This window comes from Borrelia turcica IST7 (genome assembly GCF_003606285.1).
Lineage (GTDB): Bacteria > Spirochaetota > Spirochaetia > Borreliales > Borreliaceae > Borrelia > Borrelia turcica.
Window position 1 is genome coordinate 1 of the sequence record NZ_CP028891.1, and the last position, 13,241, is coordinate 13,241.

Consider the following 13,241-nt stretch of genomic DNA (forward strand, 5'->3'; position numbering starts at 1 on the left):
AAGACACGCGGTTTGAATTTTTGTTTGAATAAGTAAATGAGTCTCCTAGAGACTTATTTTAATTTACTGTATTTTTGATAAAGTGAGTTAGCAATAGGCTTGGCATATCGAATATAATCTTTAAAGTGTGAAATATTTAAAAGTAAGTCTTTTATTGTATGTTTTTCTTTAAGAGGAATTGGATTGAAGAGCATTAATTTATACCCTTCTGCATTAAGTTTATCAATGTTTTTAATTAAAAATGTTTGTAAATACATAACATAACTAGATAGTCTGGCCTCATAAATGCTTAACTCGTAAATAGTGGCATCTTTGGGAGGTGAATCAGGCTCTTGTGGCAAACTGGCTATTGTTGTGCAACTAATAGTTATTAAGAGTGGATATATAAAAGCGAGCTTAATTCTTCTCATTATCTAGGCTCTCCTTAAGCAGTTTTGTGTGTGCTTCCATTAATTTATTGCGCTTATTACGCAAAGCTTCAATCTTTGCTATACTGCCCTTTTCTTTACTCTCTGTTGTGTTTTCTAAAATTTCAATATTAATACGCAAAATGTCTTCTATCTCAGACAATATGTAGCTAGCCTCCTCTTGTTCAACTCTGGCCATATTTTTAATATAAAGAGAATAAATATAACTTACAACTTTACCAAAAATATTGATATAGTCAACAGTGTTAGTATTTATATTGCTACAAGATAATAATTTGGTAAATTCCTGCAAGATATTTATGCCCAAATAAGAGTTATCTCTAGTCATTTAAATTCTCCAAAAGCAAGTCAGTAGAAAGTTTAGTATTCTCCTCAGACAAATTTACCCTACAAATTAAATCATTAATTTTAGTGTTAATAGGAGCCAAAGCCCTATTAATATCAACAGTTAAAGCATTTTCCAACCGTTCCATATTCTCTTTATAAACTAGAGAATAAAGCATATAGAGTTCATAAAGCAGAGTAAATCCCTTATGAGCTTTTTGTGTAAAAGTGTCCTCAAAAGAGCTAAAGCAGTCAACTAAACTAGAAATAGAAGTAAGCCCCGCGGTCAAATTATCCTTATCAAGTCTCATACTTACTGCTTACCAGACTTACCATTCCTAAACTTGTCAATAAAAATATACAAAATATCCTTAACAACGGGTTTAAGCAGGAAAACTAGTCCCAAAATAATAATTCCAATAAGTCCCAATTTAATTTCATTAAGATTAATCAAAAGTTCAGAAATATTTACACTGGTCACAAAAAACCTCTACAAATTTTAAATAGTGGGTGGTAAAAAGGACTGCCTAGAGCAGTCCTTTTGGACTCCAGCCACTAACGCGTTAAATAGAAATATATAACAAAAACTAATATTTTTCAAGATGTTTTGCTAAATTTTTAAAAATGATGGTACTGGATTACCACTAATATAGCTTTGCTTTTGCATATACCATCCTGTGTAAAGAGGAGCTATCATACGCACTTGTGAAGTATATAGGTAATATGCTGTATTTTTTTGGCTCTCATCGGTGTATTTAAGGTAAATATGCCTCTCATTGTCTATGCTACCTGTGTGTATATTTAAGAAAATGTCAAGATAAACAGGCTCATCATCATCATCTTTTGAACAGTGTAGAGTAACAGACTTGTTGTCTTTTAAATCTACTAATAAAGCCTCTTTTCTATATTCATATGAATAAAAGTATGAATCCTTGCTCGATTTTTTTTTAATAGTAAAGTCTGATGGAATACCTAATAATTGATTGGGTATGGAAGTTTTTTGTAACTCGTCTGAGTCACTCATTATAACAAGTTTATCGCTCTTTACTAGACTATAAGAGCTAATACTTCTGATTAATTCCTTCTGTATTTTACTAAATAGGCTACTAATACTACTAGACTCATTATTAATAAGTTTTGATAAGATACTTGAATAAAGATTAGCAACAAAATTAGGATTTGATGCTAGTTCACTGGCTATAGTGTCTTTAATGACTTGTTTAAAATAAGATAGCCCCTCACCTTTAAATGTCTTATCCTTGACTGTCTTTAAGAAATTAGCAAAAGTAATAGCATTAATGCTAGCAAATCCATCATCAATGGGTAATAAATCATTATCTTTAAGTGTGTTAATTCGATTTAAGTCTTTAATCTGAATATGTTCTTCATCGTCAACTAATAGTTTAGTGTCTTTTTGTTCTTCATCAGCCATATAGCACTCCTTTAAGTATTAGTATTAGTATTAAAAGAAATAATGTCCTGATTATCTTTATCAATAAGACGCAATACGCGTCCTATTGGAATTAAGTTTTTAATAAATGCATAAATAGAGTGTGAGTACCCTTTAGGCAGGTAATTGAATACCAATGCCTTACATTTGGGCTCATATCCTTCCCGATGTTGACATATAAGTATTTTTTTTGGCCTTTTGCCCCGTTTAGTGCTGGGTGATATGTATGCTATAAAGTTAGTTTTAATGCCACTTAAAAGCTTTATATTAATAACACCCGCCTGTGGAGTTGTTACTGCAATATCAACATTAAGAAAAGCTTTAAATAGTTTGACAAAACTCTCGTCAGTGCCAATGTGTTTTGTAGCAAAAATAACACTTCCAATGTTGTAGGCAAGGCTTACAGTTGTCTGCATCCTAGAGTAAAAAATTTTAAATATAACAGATAGCCAAATAGCAACAAATCTTGAATTTATATGAGTAGTATTAATATCTATAAAATTTGAATTGAGTTCACGAAGTTCAGTAAGTATTTGGCTAGCAAAAGCAATTTCATTTTCAATAAATTTTTCTACTTCAGTGTTTCTTAAAAATGTAGGTATCATCATACTAATTTTTAAATCTTATAAAGTTAAACTAACTACTCTTAATATCAACTAGAAGTCTAGTATGCATATCAAAAAGCAAAATTTCATCGTCCTTAATCTTGATATCCTCATTTTCTTTAAAATCACTAGACGATAGGGATGCTATGGGGGTAGTCTCAGTGTCCTTAACGCAAGCTGAGACACAAAGACTTGCAATACCTAAAACTTCATTAACAGGCGCTATGAAGTCTTGATATTCAAAACTTATTCCCATATCACGGTAATTAGACTCAACAATTCTAGTATATATATCTCTAATTTGCTTATCAATTTCTAAATAAATATAATTTTTAAGGTCTAATTTATATGTAGCCTTTAAGTAGCAATACTTAAGCTTACCCAAACTTACTTTATAACTCTTAAGCTGTCCCTGTGAGTTATATCCATCAATATCAATATCACCCTCTAATAGAGTCCCACTAGGCAGAGTGTGGTAAATCACTTCCCATAAAGAGGCTTTAAAGAGCGAAGTTTCAGTAGAATTTGGGCTTTTATTTAAATCAATATCATCATCAAGGATTAAATAGATAGTAGCTTTACCAGCCTTACTTAAAATATTTGCATACTTAACATGTTTAGTGGCAAGTAGAGCAGTCTTTATTGCCTCATAAGTAGTACTCTTAGCACTAATATGAGCCTGAATAGCTGTCCAATAAAGCCCGTCAGGTTTCATTTTATTAAAAAAAGCTAAAAGTTCATCTATTATTTGTGATTCAGTTATAGCTAGTGAATTGGCTATGATGTTGTAAATTGAACTGTGGTCGTCCTTAATATCAATCCCATACATATCCTTAAGATAAGCCCTCTTGTCGGCAACAATATCGCTAATAGATTTAGGAAGTATGCCAAAATCTTTGTCAAAAATCCTGCTCATATAGCAAAATCCATACTCATATTATCACCAATAAAGTAAAAGAAAACCCTAATACCACCCTCCTTTTCTATAAGAGTAGCCTTAACATTAATAAGGTCAAGTTTTAATTCTTGTGCTATGCTTAAAAAATAAGACTTAATAAAATCTAGTCTATTGAGTTTACAAGCCCTCAAACATAGTGAATAATCAAATCCGTAGTTTGGAGCATAAAGTAGACTCCCCTTTATTGTCTTTAAAAAGATGGCTAGCTTTTGTTTCTGTTCAGCAACGCCGTCAACCAAATGCAAGTCACTACCAAACACCAAATCAAAATTACCATCTATTTTTAAATCCACTCTGTCTTTTTTAAATTCCTTATTTTAAATTAATAGTAATTTTATCTCATTTTTGCTAAAAATCATTTAAGTAGACGAGCTACTGTAGCAGTTATTTGGCTAATTTGTGAGTTTACTCGCTCTACATAAATTCTAAATGTAGGCTCAATTTCAGCCTGTCCTATAATACGCAAGTTAGCAAGTGAGTTAGTCACTTCTCTTAATGCGTCAACTACAGCCACAAATGCCTCCCGAAGACTAGCATCATCAGTCTTAAATTCAATAGGACGCTTTGAGGAAATACTAATGCTACTAGACGCAAGTCCTAATTTTTTAGTATTAAGATTTGCGTCTGATAATATATAGAAATAATTTTTGTCAAAATAATTATTGTCTTTTGTGTTAAAAATATTAATACTACTTTGCAGTAAAATGACAGTGTCTTGTTTGTCAAGATTTAGTCTAATATTTGATATGTTTCGTGTTTTAATTTCAAGTCCATCATATTCAGGAATAAATACTATGCCCTCTTGTTCTTGAGCATTAAATGACTTAATAATGCCTATTTTAAGTATTGCAATTGAGCTATAAATCCAATTCTTAATCTCCTCTTGTGTTAAAGCGGAGCCTTTTAGGTTTTGATTTATCCTATAAAGCTCATAGTTAATATTGTCGCTTTGCATAAGTAAACCTCTCTTAAATTACAAATTTGAGCTACCTTTATTTGTATTAAACTTCATACAATAGGCAGTAATTTCAAGTTACTGCCGGAACTGCATTGCTATCGTCATAGAGTTTAAGATTTAGTGAACACTCACCAGTATTACTCAGTTGTGCACTTGTTTCTTTTATAGTTGCAAAAACGGTATTGCTAAGACCATCTTTAAAGCTAACTTTAGTGCCTACTTTAAGCTTATGTGTGTATGTTAGTGTGGCGTTCCAAAATGAGAGTGTATAATTGTGCGCGGTTCCTATTGATATCTCTTGTTGTGGTATAAACTGTAGCCCATAGTCTTCTAGTGCCTCATAATGAGTAGTAGTATTTTTGGGGTCAATATTGCTAAATATGTAATTACACTCAACTTCTAAATTAATATTACCAATATCGGTATATACACTTTGAACATATTTTTTAACTATCTTTTCTAAAAATTCTTTAGGCGTCGTAGCATAAAAAGACTCCTCAATTACCCTATTTTTATCACCCTCACTCATATTTATAATATTTCTAGTAGGGAAAACCGACTCAATAGCATCTACTACACGCATACCTTTAAAGTTACAAAGAGTAAGTGTTCTATTTGAAAAATTGCTTTTTGATACCAAATGAATAGTATAATCAACAGAAAAATCACCATTTTCATAATCAGTGCTCATTGGTACGCCTAAATAGCCAGCCATAATAAAGTCATATTTTTGTTCATCTGCAAATTTTTTGTAATATATCTTAACAATATCTCCTGCTTTAATCTCGTCATTAAAATTTAGTGGCAGGTTCCATAATTGAATTTTAGCTTGTTTAGCTAGTACAAGATTGTGACTAGAATACACATCGGTAATAGACATATTTATATTAATGCCAGACTCACTCTTAATTTTAATTTTAGGAGTAGCTTCAGGTAATTTGCCTCCAACGGTATCCTTGCCTGCTTTTTGCGCGCTATAAAATTCGACAACAAAATCGTATTGTAATAGTCTATATAGCATTTTTATCCTTTGTAACTAGAAATAGCGAATGTTTTAATCACTTCTATATTAATGCTAATCTCCACTTCATCAATAAAGGGAGTGTCTTTAAAACTTACTGATGTTAGTACAACTAATTCTTTAAGGCCAAAAGTGGGGCTGTAGGCGCTAAAGGGCACTTGCGCCTCAATTCTATTGGCTAACTGTTCTTTTACAAATGAGCTATCAAATTCAAGTAGTGAATTGCCGAAGGGTGTTGACTTAAGTGGCTCTAGCATTTCTTTGTATACACTAGTTAATACCGCGCCTGATAATGCGATAGTTTCTCCTGTCATTACGGGATTATAACTTACATATTCGGCTTTTCTAGTAGCAAAATTGATAACGGGGCGTTTTGAACAGCTAGTATTGTAAGTTCGGCTTAAAAGCTCCCCTTTAGGTTTAATAAAGAATAATTGTGGAATATATCCAAACCCTTTTAAATCCATTCTGGGGAAGAGCACAATATAATTATCATTCCCAAAAAGGCTAAATACTTGATTTATGCTAGCCTTTACTATATTTATTATATCGTGTTGTTCTAGTTCTTGAGGGTTTGTATTAGTAGCTTGTATTGGCATACTCTTGTCCTTTAATTAAAACTTAATGTGGAGCTGTTGTGGAGCTGTCTCTCTCCTGTATTTCCTTAAGGCTGGCGCCACTATCACCACCCGCCCAACTGGGTAATATTGACCTAAGTCTGGCTATAAGAGCGTCTAAGCTAAATATGCTTGTTATGGCTCCCTTTATGGGGTCTATAATGCTAGTTTGAAGATTAAAGTTGTTAATCCAGTCTAGTAGTTTATTAATAAGTACTAGAGCCGGCTCTAGTATTTTAGCTGTTAGGTTTTGCACACTATTTTCAAATTTAGCAAGGTTACTACCTATAGCATCTCTTGAACTACTATCTTGGAGTAAGTCTTTTGGCAAGTCGGCAAGTATTTGTTCTATAACTCTTATTCTACTTGCGGGGTCTGTACCAGAAGATGCTTCAAAGCTCATAGTAGCTAAATCATTATACTTATCACCAACACCCTCTAATTGATTTAGCATAGAAAATAGCCCACTAGCATTCCCTTTAAGTAATTCTGATACGGCTCCAATAGCATCATCATTGCCAGAATAAAGGCCACTAGATTTAAGTTTACTAGCCAAATCAACTACTGAGGATAAAGCATTCTTATCACCCGCAAGGCCTAAATTCTTTAAACTACTCTTAAGTACAGCCGATTTTCTTAAAAAATCTGCTATCTCAGTGTCCTTTTCAAACGATTTAGTACCAGCTATCTTCTTATAAAGAGTGCTGTATTCGCCTTTGCTAAACATTTTAGATGATATTTTAGTGTCTCGTTTAGTTTGTGCGCTCTCTTCAACAGATTTTTTAGCAAAATTAAAAGCACCGCCTGTTGCTTTACTAAAAGCACCAAATATTGCTTTTCCAATTGCTGTACCAATAGCTATTGTTATAACTTTTGCAAGTGCTTTGCCTCTAATTGCTTTTTTTTCTTGTTTTATATTGCTATATTCTAATTTACGCCTGTCTTTATCAGACATAAGAGAGCGCCTGTGTGCTTCCTTACGAGCTTTTTCAAATCCCATACCTTGTTTTACAAGTTTGCGGGTTTCACTTAATCTAAATTTTTCTACTTTTTCGCGCAAAGCTTCATATTTATTCTGTTTATTAAGTTCGCGCTTCTTATCCCCTAAATTACTCTTAATAATATCACGAGTGCTCCCTAAGCTTGTTTTTTTAGGTTTAAGTAGCTTTTCCATCTTAGAAATATCGCTCTCAAGAGATTTTCTAGTAGCTACTCTATCTAGTACTCCTTTAAATTTAATGGTAAAAGTATCATTATTCATAAATTTATTTTAGTAACAGGTTTTCAAAAAGTTCCTTTTCAAGTTTTGCTTCAGCAAGTAGGTTGACCTCCACCAATTCCTTATAATACATAGACTTAACCTCACTAAAGCTACATATACCCATAATTACGGGGAAGTGATATTTATTAGCCTTAATCTTCTCTAGTAGACGAAAATAACGACTTCTACTCTCGTGTATTTCATTGATGCATTTCTTAACTTCTCTGTTATTCATCCGAAGTAACTACATTATCCGTTTTATTTGTTTTGCCAGCAACATATTCATAATTCCAATTCTCATTTATATAAGGATATTTAACAAAATCACCAACATTATTCTCATATTGCTCAAGGAAAAGAAAAGCTGGCTCTTTAAAATCAGGGTCTAGGTGATACATATCAAACTCTACTTCATAAAGCATAGCAATAAGATATTCTTTATATTCTTTTGCAAATCTTCTGTTCTCGGTAAGTATTAGATAAAACTCATTTATAAAATTAGGGTGTATCATAAGGTTGGTTATCTCTTTTAGGTATGAGAGCTCATTTAGGCGCTCAAGTCCCTTCATTTGGTCAATACCCAAGATAGAGTCCCATTCGTAAACGGGAATAACCTTTAATGTGTATTCGTAAATCTTGGATTTAGTTAGTATTTTCATTTTGTATCGCATTTATTCTAGTCTCCTTAAAGTTTGTTTTTTTTAAAGCGAATTTGGCTTACTCTTTTGGCAATTAATGGCTCTAATTTCAAAGGATACCTTTTCAGCTTCAGCTGAATAGCTCCTACTTGGAGACTCTGTAAATATGGCATTATTTGATATAATTTTAGTTGCGATATGGTCATTAAAGACTAAATCTGAGGCCTTATCTAGTTTACTAACACTAGTATTATCAAATTGTTCATCGGATAGTTCTGTTAGTAGGATATAATCATGGCTACCAATAGTTACTTCAATATTGAATATGTATGTTATGGTTTTAGGGTCTCTAAAGCTAATTACGGGTATGCCCTTATCTTCACTACTAATAGTAGCTCTAGTAGTAGGCTCGCTGGTAAATTCAATTTTACCACTGTGTAATTGATGACCTGCTATTGAAAAGTAGACTTCCGTTAAATTATAAAGGTTCATGTTATGCCTCCTATTTTTAAAATCTTTAATTAAATTAAATTCTTATTAAGTTAACCTACTTAATATAATCCTCTAAATCTTCTGTTGTAATATTAAGAGTTACAGCATTAATGCTATAATTATATGTGACAGATATATTTAGCGTTAGTTCTAGTGTGGGGCTAGGCTTAAGTATAAGCTTTAAATCTTTATAAGATACAATAAGACCCGAATCTTTAAATCTTTTAAATAAACACTCTATTGAGGATGTATATGCATTTTCACGCACTCCACTTAAAGATAAGGCACTAAGTTTACTATTTTGTCTGTTATTTTTATTCCAAACTCTAATAAGCTCAACAATAGTCTCGGCTTTAAGGTATTGATATGTAAAAATTTCATCAATTGAATTACCCGCTAGGTCAACCCCCTCCTTAAATGCCGGAACACCATCAAGGGCAGTTTCATTAAGAAGTGAGTAGAAATTGATATTAGTGTCTCTTAAAGTCTTAATTAGAGTATCATCATAAAGAGGAGTAGATTTAAGCTTAATTCCATATGGATTGACTGAGTGGAATGTTGACGCTTCATTTAGGTATTTACTTATAAATTTAAGATGCAAGTGCTCGCCATTATTGCTATAAACAACAATATTACCTGCCTTTTCAGTATCAGATTTATCTTTAAATAATTCCTTTATTTCCTTTTCCTTAGTAGAGAATATGAAGAAGTTATTAGGGCTTTTAAACTTATCATAATCATCTTTATAAATAGTGAGTCCGTCGCCCCCCTCACCCCCATTTTTTTTGTAAGTATTAATTAGGACAACAAATGTGTGTCTATTAGCTTTAAGATACTCTTTAATCGCCTCGGCTTTGTCTTTATAAAGCAGTAGCATACACGCTTTAAGGCCGTCTTGTTGGAAAAAATCATCTAGTGTTTCCTTTAAGTATTTCTTTTCCTCAGAAAAATTATCCTCACCGTTTTCCCCATTATCCTTTTCTAGTGCATCAATTATCTTTGGGTAATTTTGTATAGTTAGTGAGTATGCTTTAAATTTAGCCCCCTCATTAATCTTAAATTTAGCTGTCTTATATACTAGTAGTGGGTTATAGTATTCAATTTGCTTAATATGTGTCTTATCACTTATTAAATTGACCTTAATTGTATCTTGTGGCAAGTTCAGGCTCCTTTGTCTTCTCTAATATCTCTTCTACTCTAACACTAGCTTTAAAGGCATTATTGGCACAATAAGCAGAATTGCTATTCCTGCTATCAAGTGTTAAGAGTCCATTATTTTGCATTCCCGAAGTGGGGTATATGTAGTATGTAATATTTGTGGTATAACTGTGCTCAGCAGTATTATTTATACTCTCTAGTTTTAATCTGTAGTTGTTGTTATAAAGAAATTCACTAAATAATTCATATATAGCAAGCATATTATTATAAGCATCAGTGTTTTCTAATAAATCTGCCTCTACTATAAAACTTATAAAAAAGAGTGCAAAATTTAGAGTAAATTCATTGATATTTGTATAAAATTTGCCAGCTCTAGTGGCATTTTCAAACAAATTATCTATTGTATCAAATTTAACAACTAGTATATTGCCTGCACGAGGATTATAGCTAGCCAGATATGGGTGATTATAAGTATTTATAACCTCAAGTTCTATTGCCCGCTCTTGTGATTCTCTTAAATCAGAAGCGAACTTATTTAAAAATTCAATTAAGTAATTTTGTATAGCATTAATACTTATAATCATCCATTAATCCTGTACTCAATAGCGCTAATCATAGCCCCTGAGGCCACAAGAGGTGTTTGTGGTGCGCTGTACCCGCGTCTACTCTTATTTGCAATAGTAGTAGCTTTAAGTTTGGGTTTAATTAAGCCTGCTAGCACATAATTGGAATAATACGCTATAAAGAGTTCACCTAATTCTTTAAACCCTGCCCTTATATTGCGCTTAAATGCTACTCTTAAGTGTTCTTGATTTAGAAGATATTGCCTAAATTCTGTACTTGTGGCTACCTCGGTTAAGTGTTTCCTAATAGGAAGAGTGGCGCTACCCTTTTCATGAAACTTTGCTATACTGCCCGTTCTACTAGCAAACCAACCTATTTCTAACTCTATTTCCATATAAGCTCCTTAAGTATGAGTGTGTAGTAGCCAACCCCGCCATTAACCTTGACTATTTCGAAATAGAGAGTGTTTTCAAGTGAAATTCTATCCTTAACCTTAAATGCAATATCAGCGCTGGTATACATTTTGTAGTAAACCTTAATATCACTTAAATTAGAGTCATTTATTTGTGCCAATTCTTCATCTGTTAGGTTGAAGATAATACCTATTATTTTAGTGTACTCTTCTTTACTAAAATGCAGAGTTGAGGTAGCATTGTAGCTATTGTAGACTTCTTTTGCCTTATAGTATCTTATCTCCTCGTCATTTTGATAAAAACTTACAAGACGCCCCGCCATACTAGCAAGTCGCTGTCTTATAGCACTCATTTAACTACTCCTATACAAGATGGAGTTTTAGTTTGTTTTTTAAGTTTTTCTAAAAAAGAGTCAAAAAGACCACAAAAATTCTTTTTATTTGCAGTATCTCCTATATTTGTTGGTATGGGCGTTGGATTATATTCAATTTCAAGTTCATTAAATTTTTCCTTTTTTATCTTTTCAAATTCAAACTCAGTCATTATACCGCGTTTTTTAAGCTCACAGCCTAAAAAGTAATACAGCAGTAGGAATAAGTGTGATTTAGTCAGTTTTGCAAGTTCAACTCCGTGTGTCTCAAGTATTATATTTAGTAATTCTGTATATGCCATAAATGAGTCAAAAGCCACTTCAGCCTCCTTTATTGACAAGAGAGCTAGTATTTTCTTATAAAAATCTTTAAGCTCCGCGTTTTCGGTATCACTACTCATATTCTAGTTAGGACTGCTTTATATTAACTTTAAGAATAGTCTTTTTTGTAGCAATAAGACCACCTAAAACAAAATCAATATAACTGTGTGCTATATCTGTTGAGTCTCTATCAACTTGCTCATTTGGCATTGGTAGCATATACCGGCTTGGCTTAAATTTAAGCAATTCAGGGTTTAGTGGGTATATAAGAATTTGGTTTTTAAGTAAGTTTGAAGTTTGTATTCGAACTTCATTGCGATTATTTATAGCCTTTATTGTAGAAATAAGTACGTCTTCCCATTTATCGTTTGAAATAGGGGGCATAGCGTCGCTAGCGTATGGTTTGACTAGCTTAAGACTTGTTGCTTGGTCTACTATTACCATCATAGGAGTAGAGAATTCGTCCCCAAATTCAAGTTTTGCAAGCCCCGATTCAATCTTTTCAAATATCTTATCCATTTTGTCTTTGTCGCCATTAGCAACTTCCTCTTCTACTTGGTCAGGCATATTGTATATCCCATACATATTAGGCAGTAGTCGCTTTTGGTTTTTACCGTCCTTTTGGATTGAAACAGTACCTGTTAGTATGAAGTGATTAATAAGTTTTACTATCTCATTTGATGCTAATTTATATGCCTCTTTAAAGGGAAGTAGATTATTATTAGTATCTCCAATATAAGTGTCATTTGTATAGAAACTCTCAGCTGTCTGCTTTAAGTGTCTAAATTTATATTGTAGCTTTAAGTAATTAAGTCTAACAGTTTCAGATTTAAAGCCAATTGTAGCTATAGTATTAACTTCATTGACTAGACTTGTAGGATTAGCATTAAGAAAAGCGTCCCATTTAACTGTACGCAAAAACCCCATTTTAACCTCAACATCCTCAATTTGAGAAGCATCAAACCAATTGTAATATATAGGTAATTTAGTCTCCTCAAATACTTGTGCGGTCTCACTAGCATAATAATTTTCATCAAATAATTCTGACATTATAAATCTCCTCTAATTTTAAATCTCTAAATTTTAATTCTTATCTAAAGCCCTGTTTCCAATAACTGCTACCTTTACTACATGTTGCTTATTGGCTACAAGTTCTATAGCGTCAGCTAGTGCTATAGCATTGATATTGGCTTTGCCCGCCGTACTCTTTTCTAATTCACCATCAATGTTAAAGCATAATTTATCTGCCCTTTTAATTGAGCTGTCTTTTGCAACTAAATACCCTTGAAAGTTGTTAGTAATAGGCAATACTGTGGCTATCTGGCTGTATTCATCAATATCAATGCAAATTCCATATAGGTCGTCCCCGCCCCCTGCCTCAATGTGTGGTTCATAATGTGGTTTTGCAGGTTGCCCCTCGTCTACTTTATTTACAACTAGTTTTACTCCACGCTTGTATGGATATCCTTTAGCGAAATAATTCTCTATCTTGTCAAACCTACTAGTAGCAGTACCGCCTGAATTGCTAAAAATTAAATTCTTATCTCTATGCTCAGTCCTATTACTAAAAAGGTCGGGGTCTGCTATAGGATTTTTCATGATTTTCTTTACTTGCTCGCGCTTTTCTATGTATTCTTTTTCTAATTGTTCTATTGCCATAAAT

The 13,241-nt window shown here is 32.7% G+C and carries 22 protein-coding genes; all 22 read right to left on the minus strand.

Annotated elements, in window-relative coordinates; translation table 11 throughout:
- Positions 1–53 precede the first annotated feature (53 nt).
- Entirely contained in the window at positions 54–410 is a 357-nt protein-coding gene (locus tag DB313_RS06170) for a BBA14 family lipoprotein (protein WP_120105005.1), read from the minus strand.
- Positions 397–756, minus strand: a complete 360-nt coding sequence (locus DB313_RS06175; protein ID WP_120105006.1) for a BlyB family putative holin accessory protein — start codon at positions 754–756, stop codon at positions 397–399. The genes DB313_RS06170 and DB313_RS06175 overlap by 14 nt, the downstream gene beginning before the upstream one ends.
- Positions 749–1,063: a BlyB family putative holin accessory protein gene (locus DB313_RS06180; protein ID WP_120105007.1), complete on the minus strand. Its 315-nt coding sequence runs from the start codon at positions 1,061–1,063 to the stop codon at positions 749–751. The genes DB313_RS06175 and DB313_RS06180 overlap by 8 nt, the downstream gene beginning before the upstream one ends.
- A 2-nt stretch (positions 1,064–1,065) precedes the next feature.
- A complete protein-coding gene (locus DB313_RS06185; RefSeq protein ID WP_120105008.1) occupies positions 1,066–1,233 on the minus strand; it encodes a BlyA family holin in 168 nt (55 codons plus the stop codon).
- A gap of 129 nt (positions 1,234–1,362) precedes the next feature.
- Entirely contained in the window at positions 1,363–2,184 is an 822-nt protein-coding gene (locus DB313_RS06190) for a DUF685 domain-containing protein (RefSeq protein WP_120105009.1), read from the minus strand.
- 11 nt (positions 2,185–2,195) lie between these two features.
- The gene (locus tag DB313_RS06195; protein ID WP_120105010.1) at positions 2,196–2,810 is read right to left on the minus strand and encodes a DUF735 family protein; all 615 of its coding nucleotides are present in this window, start codon (positions 2,808–2,810) and stop codon (positions 2,196–2,198) included.
- A 28-nt stretch (positions 2,811–2,838) separates the two neighbouring features.
- Positions 2,839–3,723, minus strand: coding sequence for a DUF276 domain-containing protein (locus DB313_RS06200; RefSeq protein WP_120105011.1), 885 nt, complete (start codon positions 3,721–3,723; stop codon positions 2,839–2,841).
- Entirely contained in the window at positions 3,720–4,058 is a 339-nt protein-coding gene (locus DB313_RS06205; RefSeq protein WP_120105012.1) for a hypothetical protein, read from the minus strand. The genes DB313_RS06200 and DB313_RS06205 overlap by 4 nt, the downstream gene beginning before the upstream one ends.
- Before the next feature lie 62 nt (positions 4,059–4,120).
- Positions 4,121–4,720, minus strand: a complete 600-nt coding sequence (locus DB313_RS06210) for a DUF777 family protein (RefSeq protein WP_120105013.1) — start codon at positions 4,718–4,720, stop codon at positions 4,121–4,123.
- Positions 4,721–4,793: 73 nt separating this feature from the next.
- Complete coding sequence (locus tag DB313_RS06215; protein ID WP_120105014.1) at positions 4,794–5,744, minus strand: DUF693 family protein; 951 nt, start codon at positions 5,742–5,744, stop codon at positions 4,794–4,796.
- A 2-nt stretch (positions 5,745–5,746) separates the two neighbouring features.
- On the minus strand, positions 5,747–6,343 hold the full coding sequence (locus tag DB313_RS06220; protein ID WP_120105015.1) for a DUF792 family protein: 597 nt from the start codon (positions 6,341–6,343) through the stop codon (positions 5,747–5,749).
- Positions 6,344–6,365: 22 nt separating this feature from the next.
- Entirely contained in the window at positions 6,366–7,622 is a 1,257-nt protein-coding gene (locus DB313_RS06225; protein WP_120105016.1) for a DUF759 family protein, read from the minus strand.
- Between the two features lie 4 nt (positions 7,623–7,626).
- Entirely contained in the window at positions 7,627–7,857 is a 231-nt protein-coding gene (locus tag DB313_RS06230; protein WP_120105017.1) for a DUF1322 family protein, read from the minus strand.
- The gene (locus DB313_RS06235; protein WP_120105018.1) at positions 7,850–8,293 is read right to left on the minus strand and encodes a DUF1473 family protein; all 444 of its coding nucleotides are present in this window, start codon (positions 8,291–8,293) and stop codon (positions 7,850–7,852) included. The genes DB313_RS06230 and DB313_RS06235 overlap by 8 nt, the downstream gene beginning before the upstream one ends.
- Before the next feature lie 30 nt (positions 8,294–8,323).
- Complete coding sequence (locus tag DB313_RS06240) at positions 8,324–8,752, minus strand: DUF1463 family protein (protein ID WP_120105019.1); 429 nt, start codon at positions 8,750–8,752, stop codon at positions 8,324–8,326.
- A gap of 55 nt (positions 8,753–8,807) precedes the next feature.
- The gene (locus DB313_RS06245) at positions 8,808–9,911 is read right to left on the minus strand and encodes a DUF787 family protein (protein WP_120105020.1); all 1,104 of its coding nucleotides are present in this window, start codon (positions 9,909–9,911) and stop codon (positions 8,808–8,810) included.
- A complete protein-coding gene (locus DB313_RS06250; RefSeq protein WP_120105021.1) occupies positions 9,892–10,494 on the minus strand; it encodes a DUF764 family protein in 603 nt (200 codons plus the stop codon). Before DB313_RS06250 ends, DB313_RS06245 begins: the two co-directional genes overlap by 20 nt.
- The gene (locus DB313_RS06255) at positions 10,491–10,868 is read right to left on the minus strand and encodes a hypothetical protein (RefSeq protein ID WP_120105022.1); all 378 of its coding nucleotides are present in this window, start codon (positions 10,866–10,868) and stop codon (positions 10,491–10,493) included. The genes DB313_RS06250 and DB313_RS06255 overlap by 4 nt, the downstream gene beginning before the upstream one ends.
- Positions 10,859–11,239: a DUF1506 family protein gene (locus DB313_RS06260; protein WP_120105023.1), complete on the minus strand. Its 381-nt coding sequence runs from the start codon at positions 11,237–11,239 to the stop codon at positions 10,859–10,861. Before DB313_RS06260 ends, DB313_RS06255 begins: the two co-directional genes overlap by 10 nt.
- Complete coding sequence (locus tag DB313_RS06265) at positions 11,236–11,658, minus strand: DUF3890 domain-containing protein (protein ID WP_120105024.1); 423 nt, start codon at positions 11,656–11,658, stop codon at positions 11,236–11,238. Before DB313_RS06265 ends, DB313_RS06260 begins: the two co-directional genes overlap by 4 nt.
- 7 nt (positions 11,659–11,665) lie before the next feature.
- Entirely contained in the window at positions 11,666–12,628 is a 963-nt protein-coding gene (locus DB313_RS06270; protein ID WP_120105025.1) for a hypothetical protein, read from the minus strand.
- A gap of 33 nt (positions 12,629–12,661) precedes the next feature.
- Positions 12,662–13,237, minus strand: coding sequence for a DUF228 domain-containing protein (locus DB313_RS06275; protein ID WP_120105026.1), 576 nt, complete (start codon positions 13,235–13,237; stop codon positions 12,662–12,664).
- Between the last annotated feature and the right edge of the window lie 4 nt (positions 13,238–13,241).

Bases quoted from the DNA above. Each gene is read 5' to 3' on its own strand.
- DB313_RS06170 (WP_120105005.1), bottom strand. From the start codon at position 410: ATGAGAAGAATTAAGCTCGCTTTTATATATCCACTCTTAATAACTATT.
- DB313_RS06175 (WP_120105006.1), bottom strand. From the start codon at position 756: ATGACTAGAGATAACTCTTATTTGGGCATAAATATCTTGCAGGAATTT.
- DB313_RS06180 (WP_120105007.1), bottom strand. From the start codon at position 1,063: ATGAGACTTGATAAGGATAATTTGACCGCGGGGCTTACTTCTATTTCT.
- DB313_RS06190 (WP_120105009.1), bottom strand. From the start codon at position 2,184: ATGGCTGATGAAGAACAAAAAGACACTAAACTATTAGTTGACGATGAA.
- DB313_RS06195 (WP_120105010.1), bottom strand. From the start codon at position 2,810: ATGATGATACCTACATTTTTAAGAAACACTGAAGTAGAAAAATTTATT.
- DB313_RS06200 (WP_120105011.1), bottom strand. From the start codon at position 3,723: ATGAGCAGGATTTTTGACAAAGATTTTGGCATACTTCCTAAATCTATT.
- DB313_RS06210 (WP_120105013.1), bottom strand. From the start codon at position 4,720: ATGCAAAGCGACAATATTAACTATGAGCTTTATAGGATAAATCAAAAC.
- DB313_RS06215 (WP_120105014.1), bottom strand. From the start codon at position 5,744: ATGCTATATAGACTATTACAATACGATTTTGTTGTCGAATTTTATAGC.
- DB313_RS06220 (WP_120105015.1), bottom strand. From the start codon at position 6,343: ATGCCAATACAAGCTACTAATACAAACCCTCAAGAACTAGAACAACAC.
- DB313_RS06225 (WP_120105016.1), bottom strand. From the start codon at position 7,622: ATGAATAATGATACTTTTACCATTAAATTTAAAGGAGTACTAGATAGA.
- DB313_RS06230 (WP_120105017.1), bottom strand. From the start codon at position 7,857: ATGAATAACAGAGAAGTTAAGAAATGCATCAATGAAATACACGAGAGT.
- DB313_RS06235 (WP_120105018.1), bottom strand. From the start codon at position 8,293: ATGCGATACAAAATGAAAATACTAACTAAATCCAAGATTTACGAATAC.
- DB313_RS06240 (WP_120105019.1), bottom strand. From the start codon at position 8,752: ATGAACCTTTATAATTTAACGGAAGTCTACTTTTCAATAGCAGGTCAT.
- DB313_RS06250 (WP_120105021.1), bottom strand. From the start codon at position 10,494: ATGATTATAAGTATTAATGCTATACAAAATTACTTAATTGAATTTTTA.
- DB313_RS06255 (WP_120105022.1), bottom strand. From the start codon at position 10,868: ATGGAAATAGAGTTAGAAATAGGTTGGTTTGCTAGTAGAACGGGCAGT.
- DB313_RS06260 (WP_120105023.1), bottom strand. From the start codon at position 11,239: ATGAGTGCTATAAGACAGCGACTTGCTAGTATGGCGGGGCGTCTTGTA.
- DB313_RS06265 (WP_120105024.1), bottom strand. From the start codon at position 11,658: ATGAGTAGTGATACCGAAAACGCGGAGCTTAAAGATTTTTATAAGAAA.
- DB313_RS06270 (WP_120105025.1), bottom strand. From the start codon at position 12,628: ATGTCAGAATTATTTGATGAAAATTATTATGCTAGTGAGACCGCACAA.
- DB313_RS06275 (WP_120105026.1), bottom strand. From the start codon at position 13,237: ATGGCAATAGAACAATTAGAAAAAGAATACATAGAAAAGCGCGAGCAA.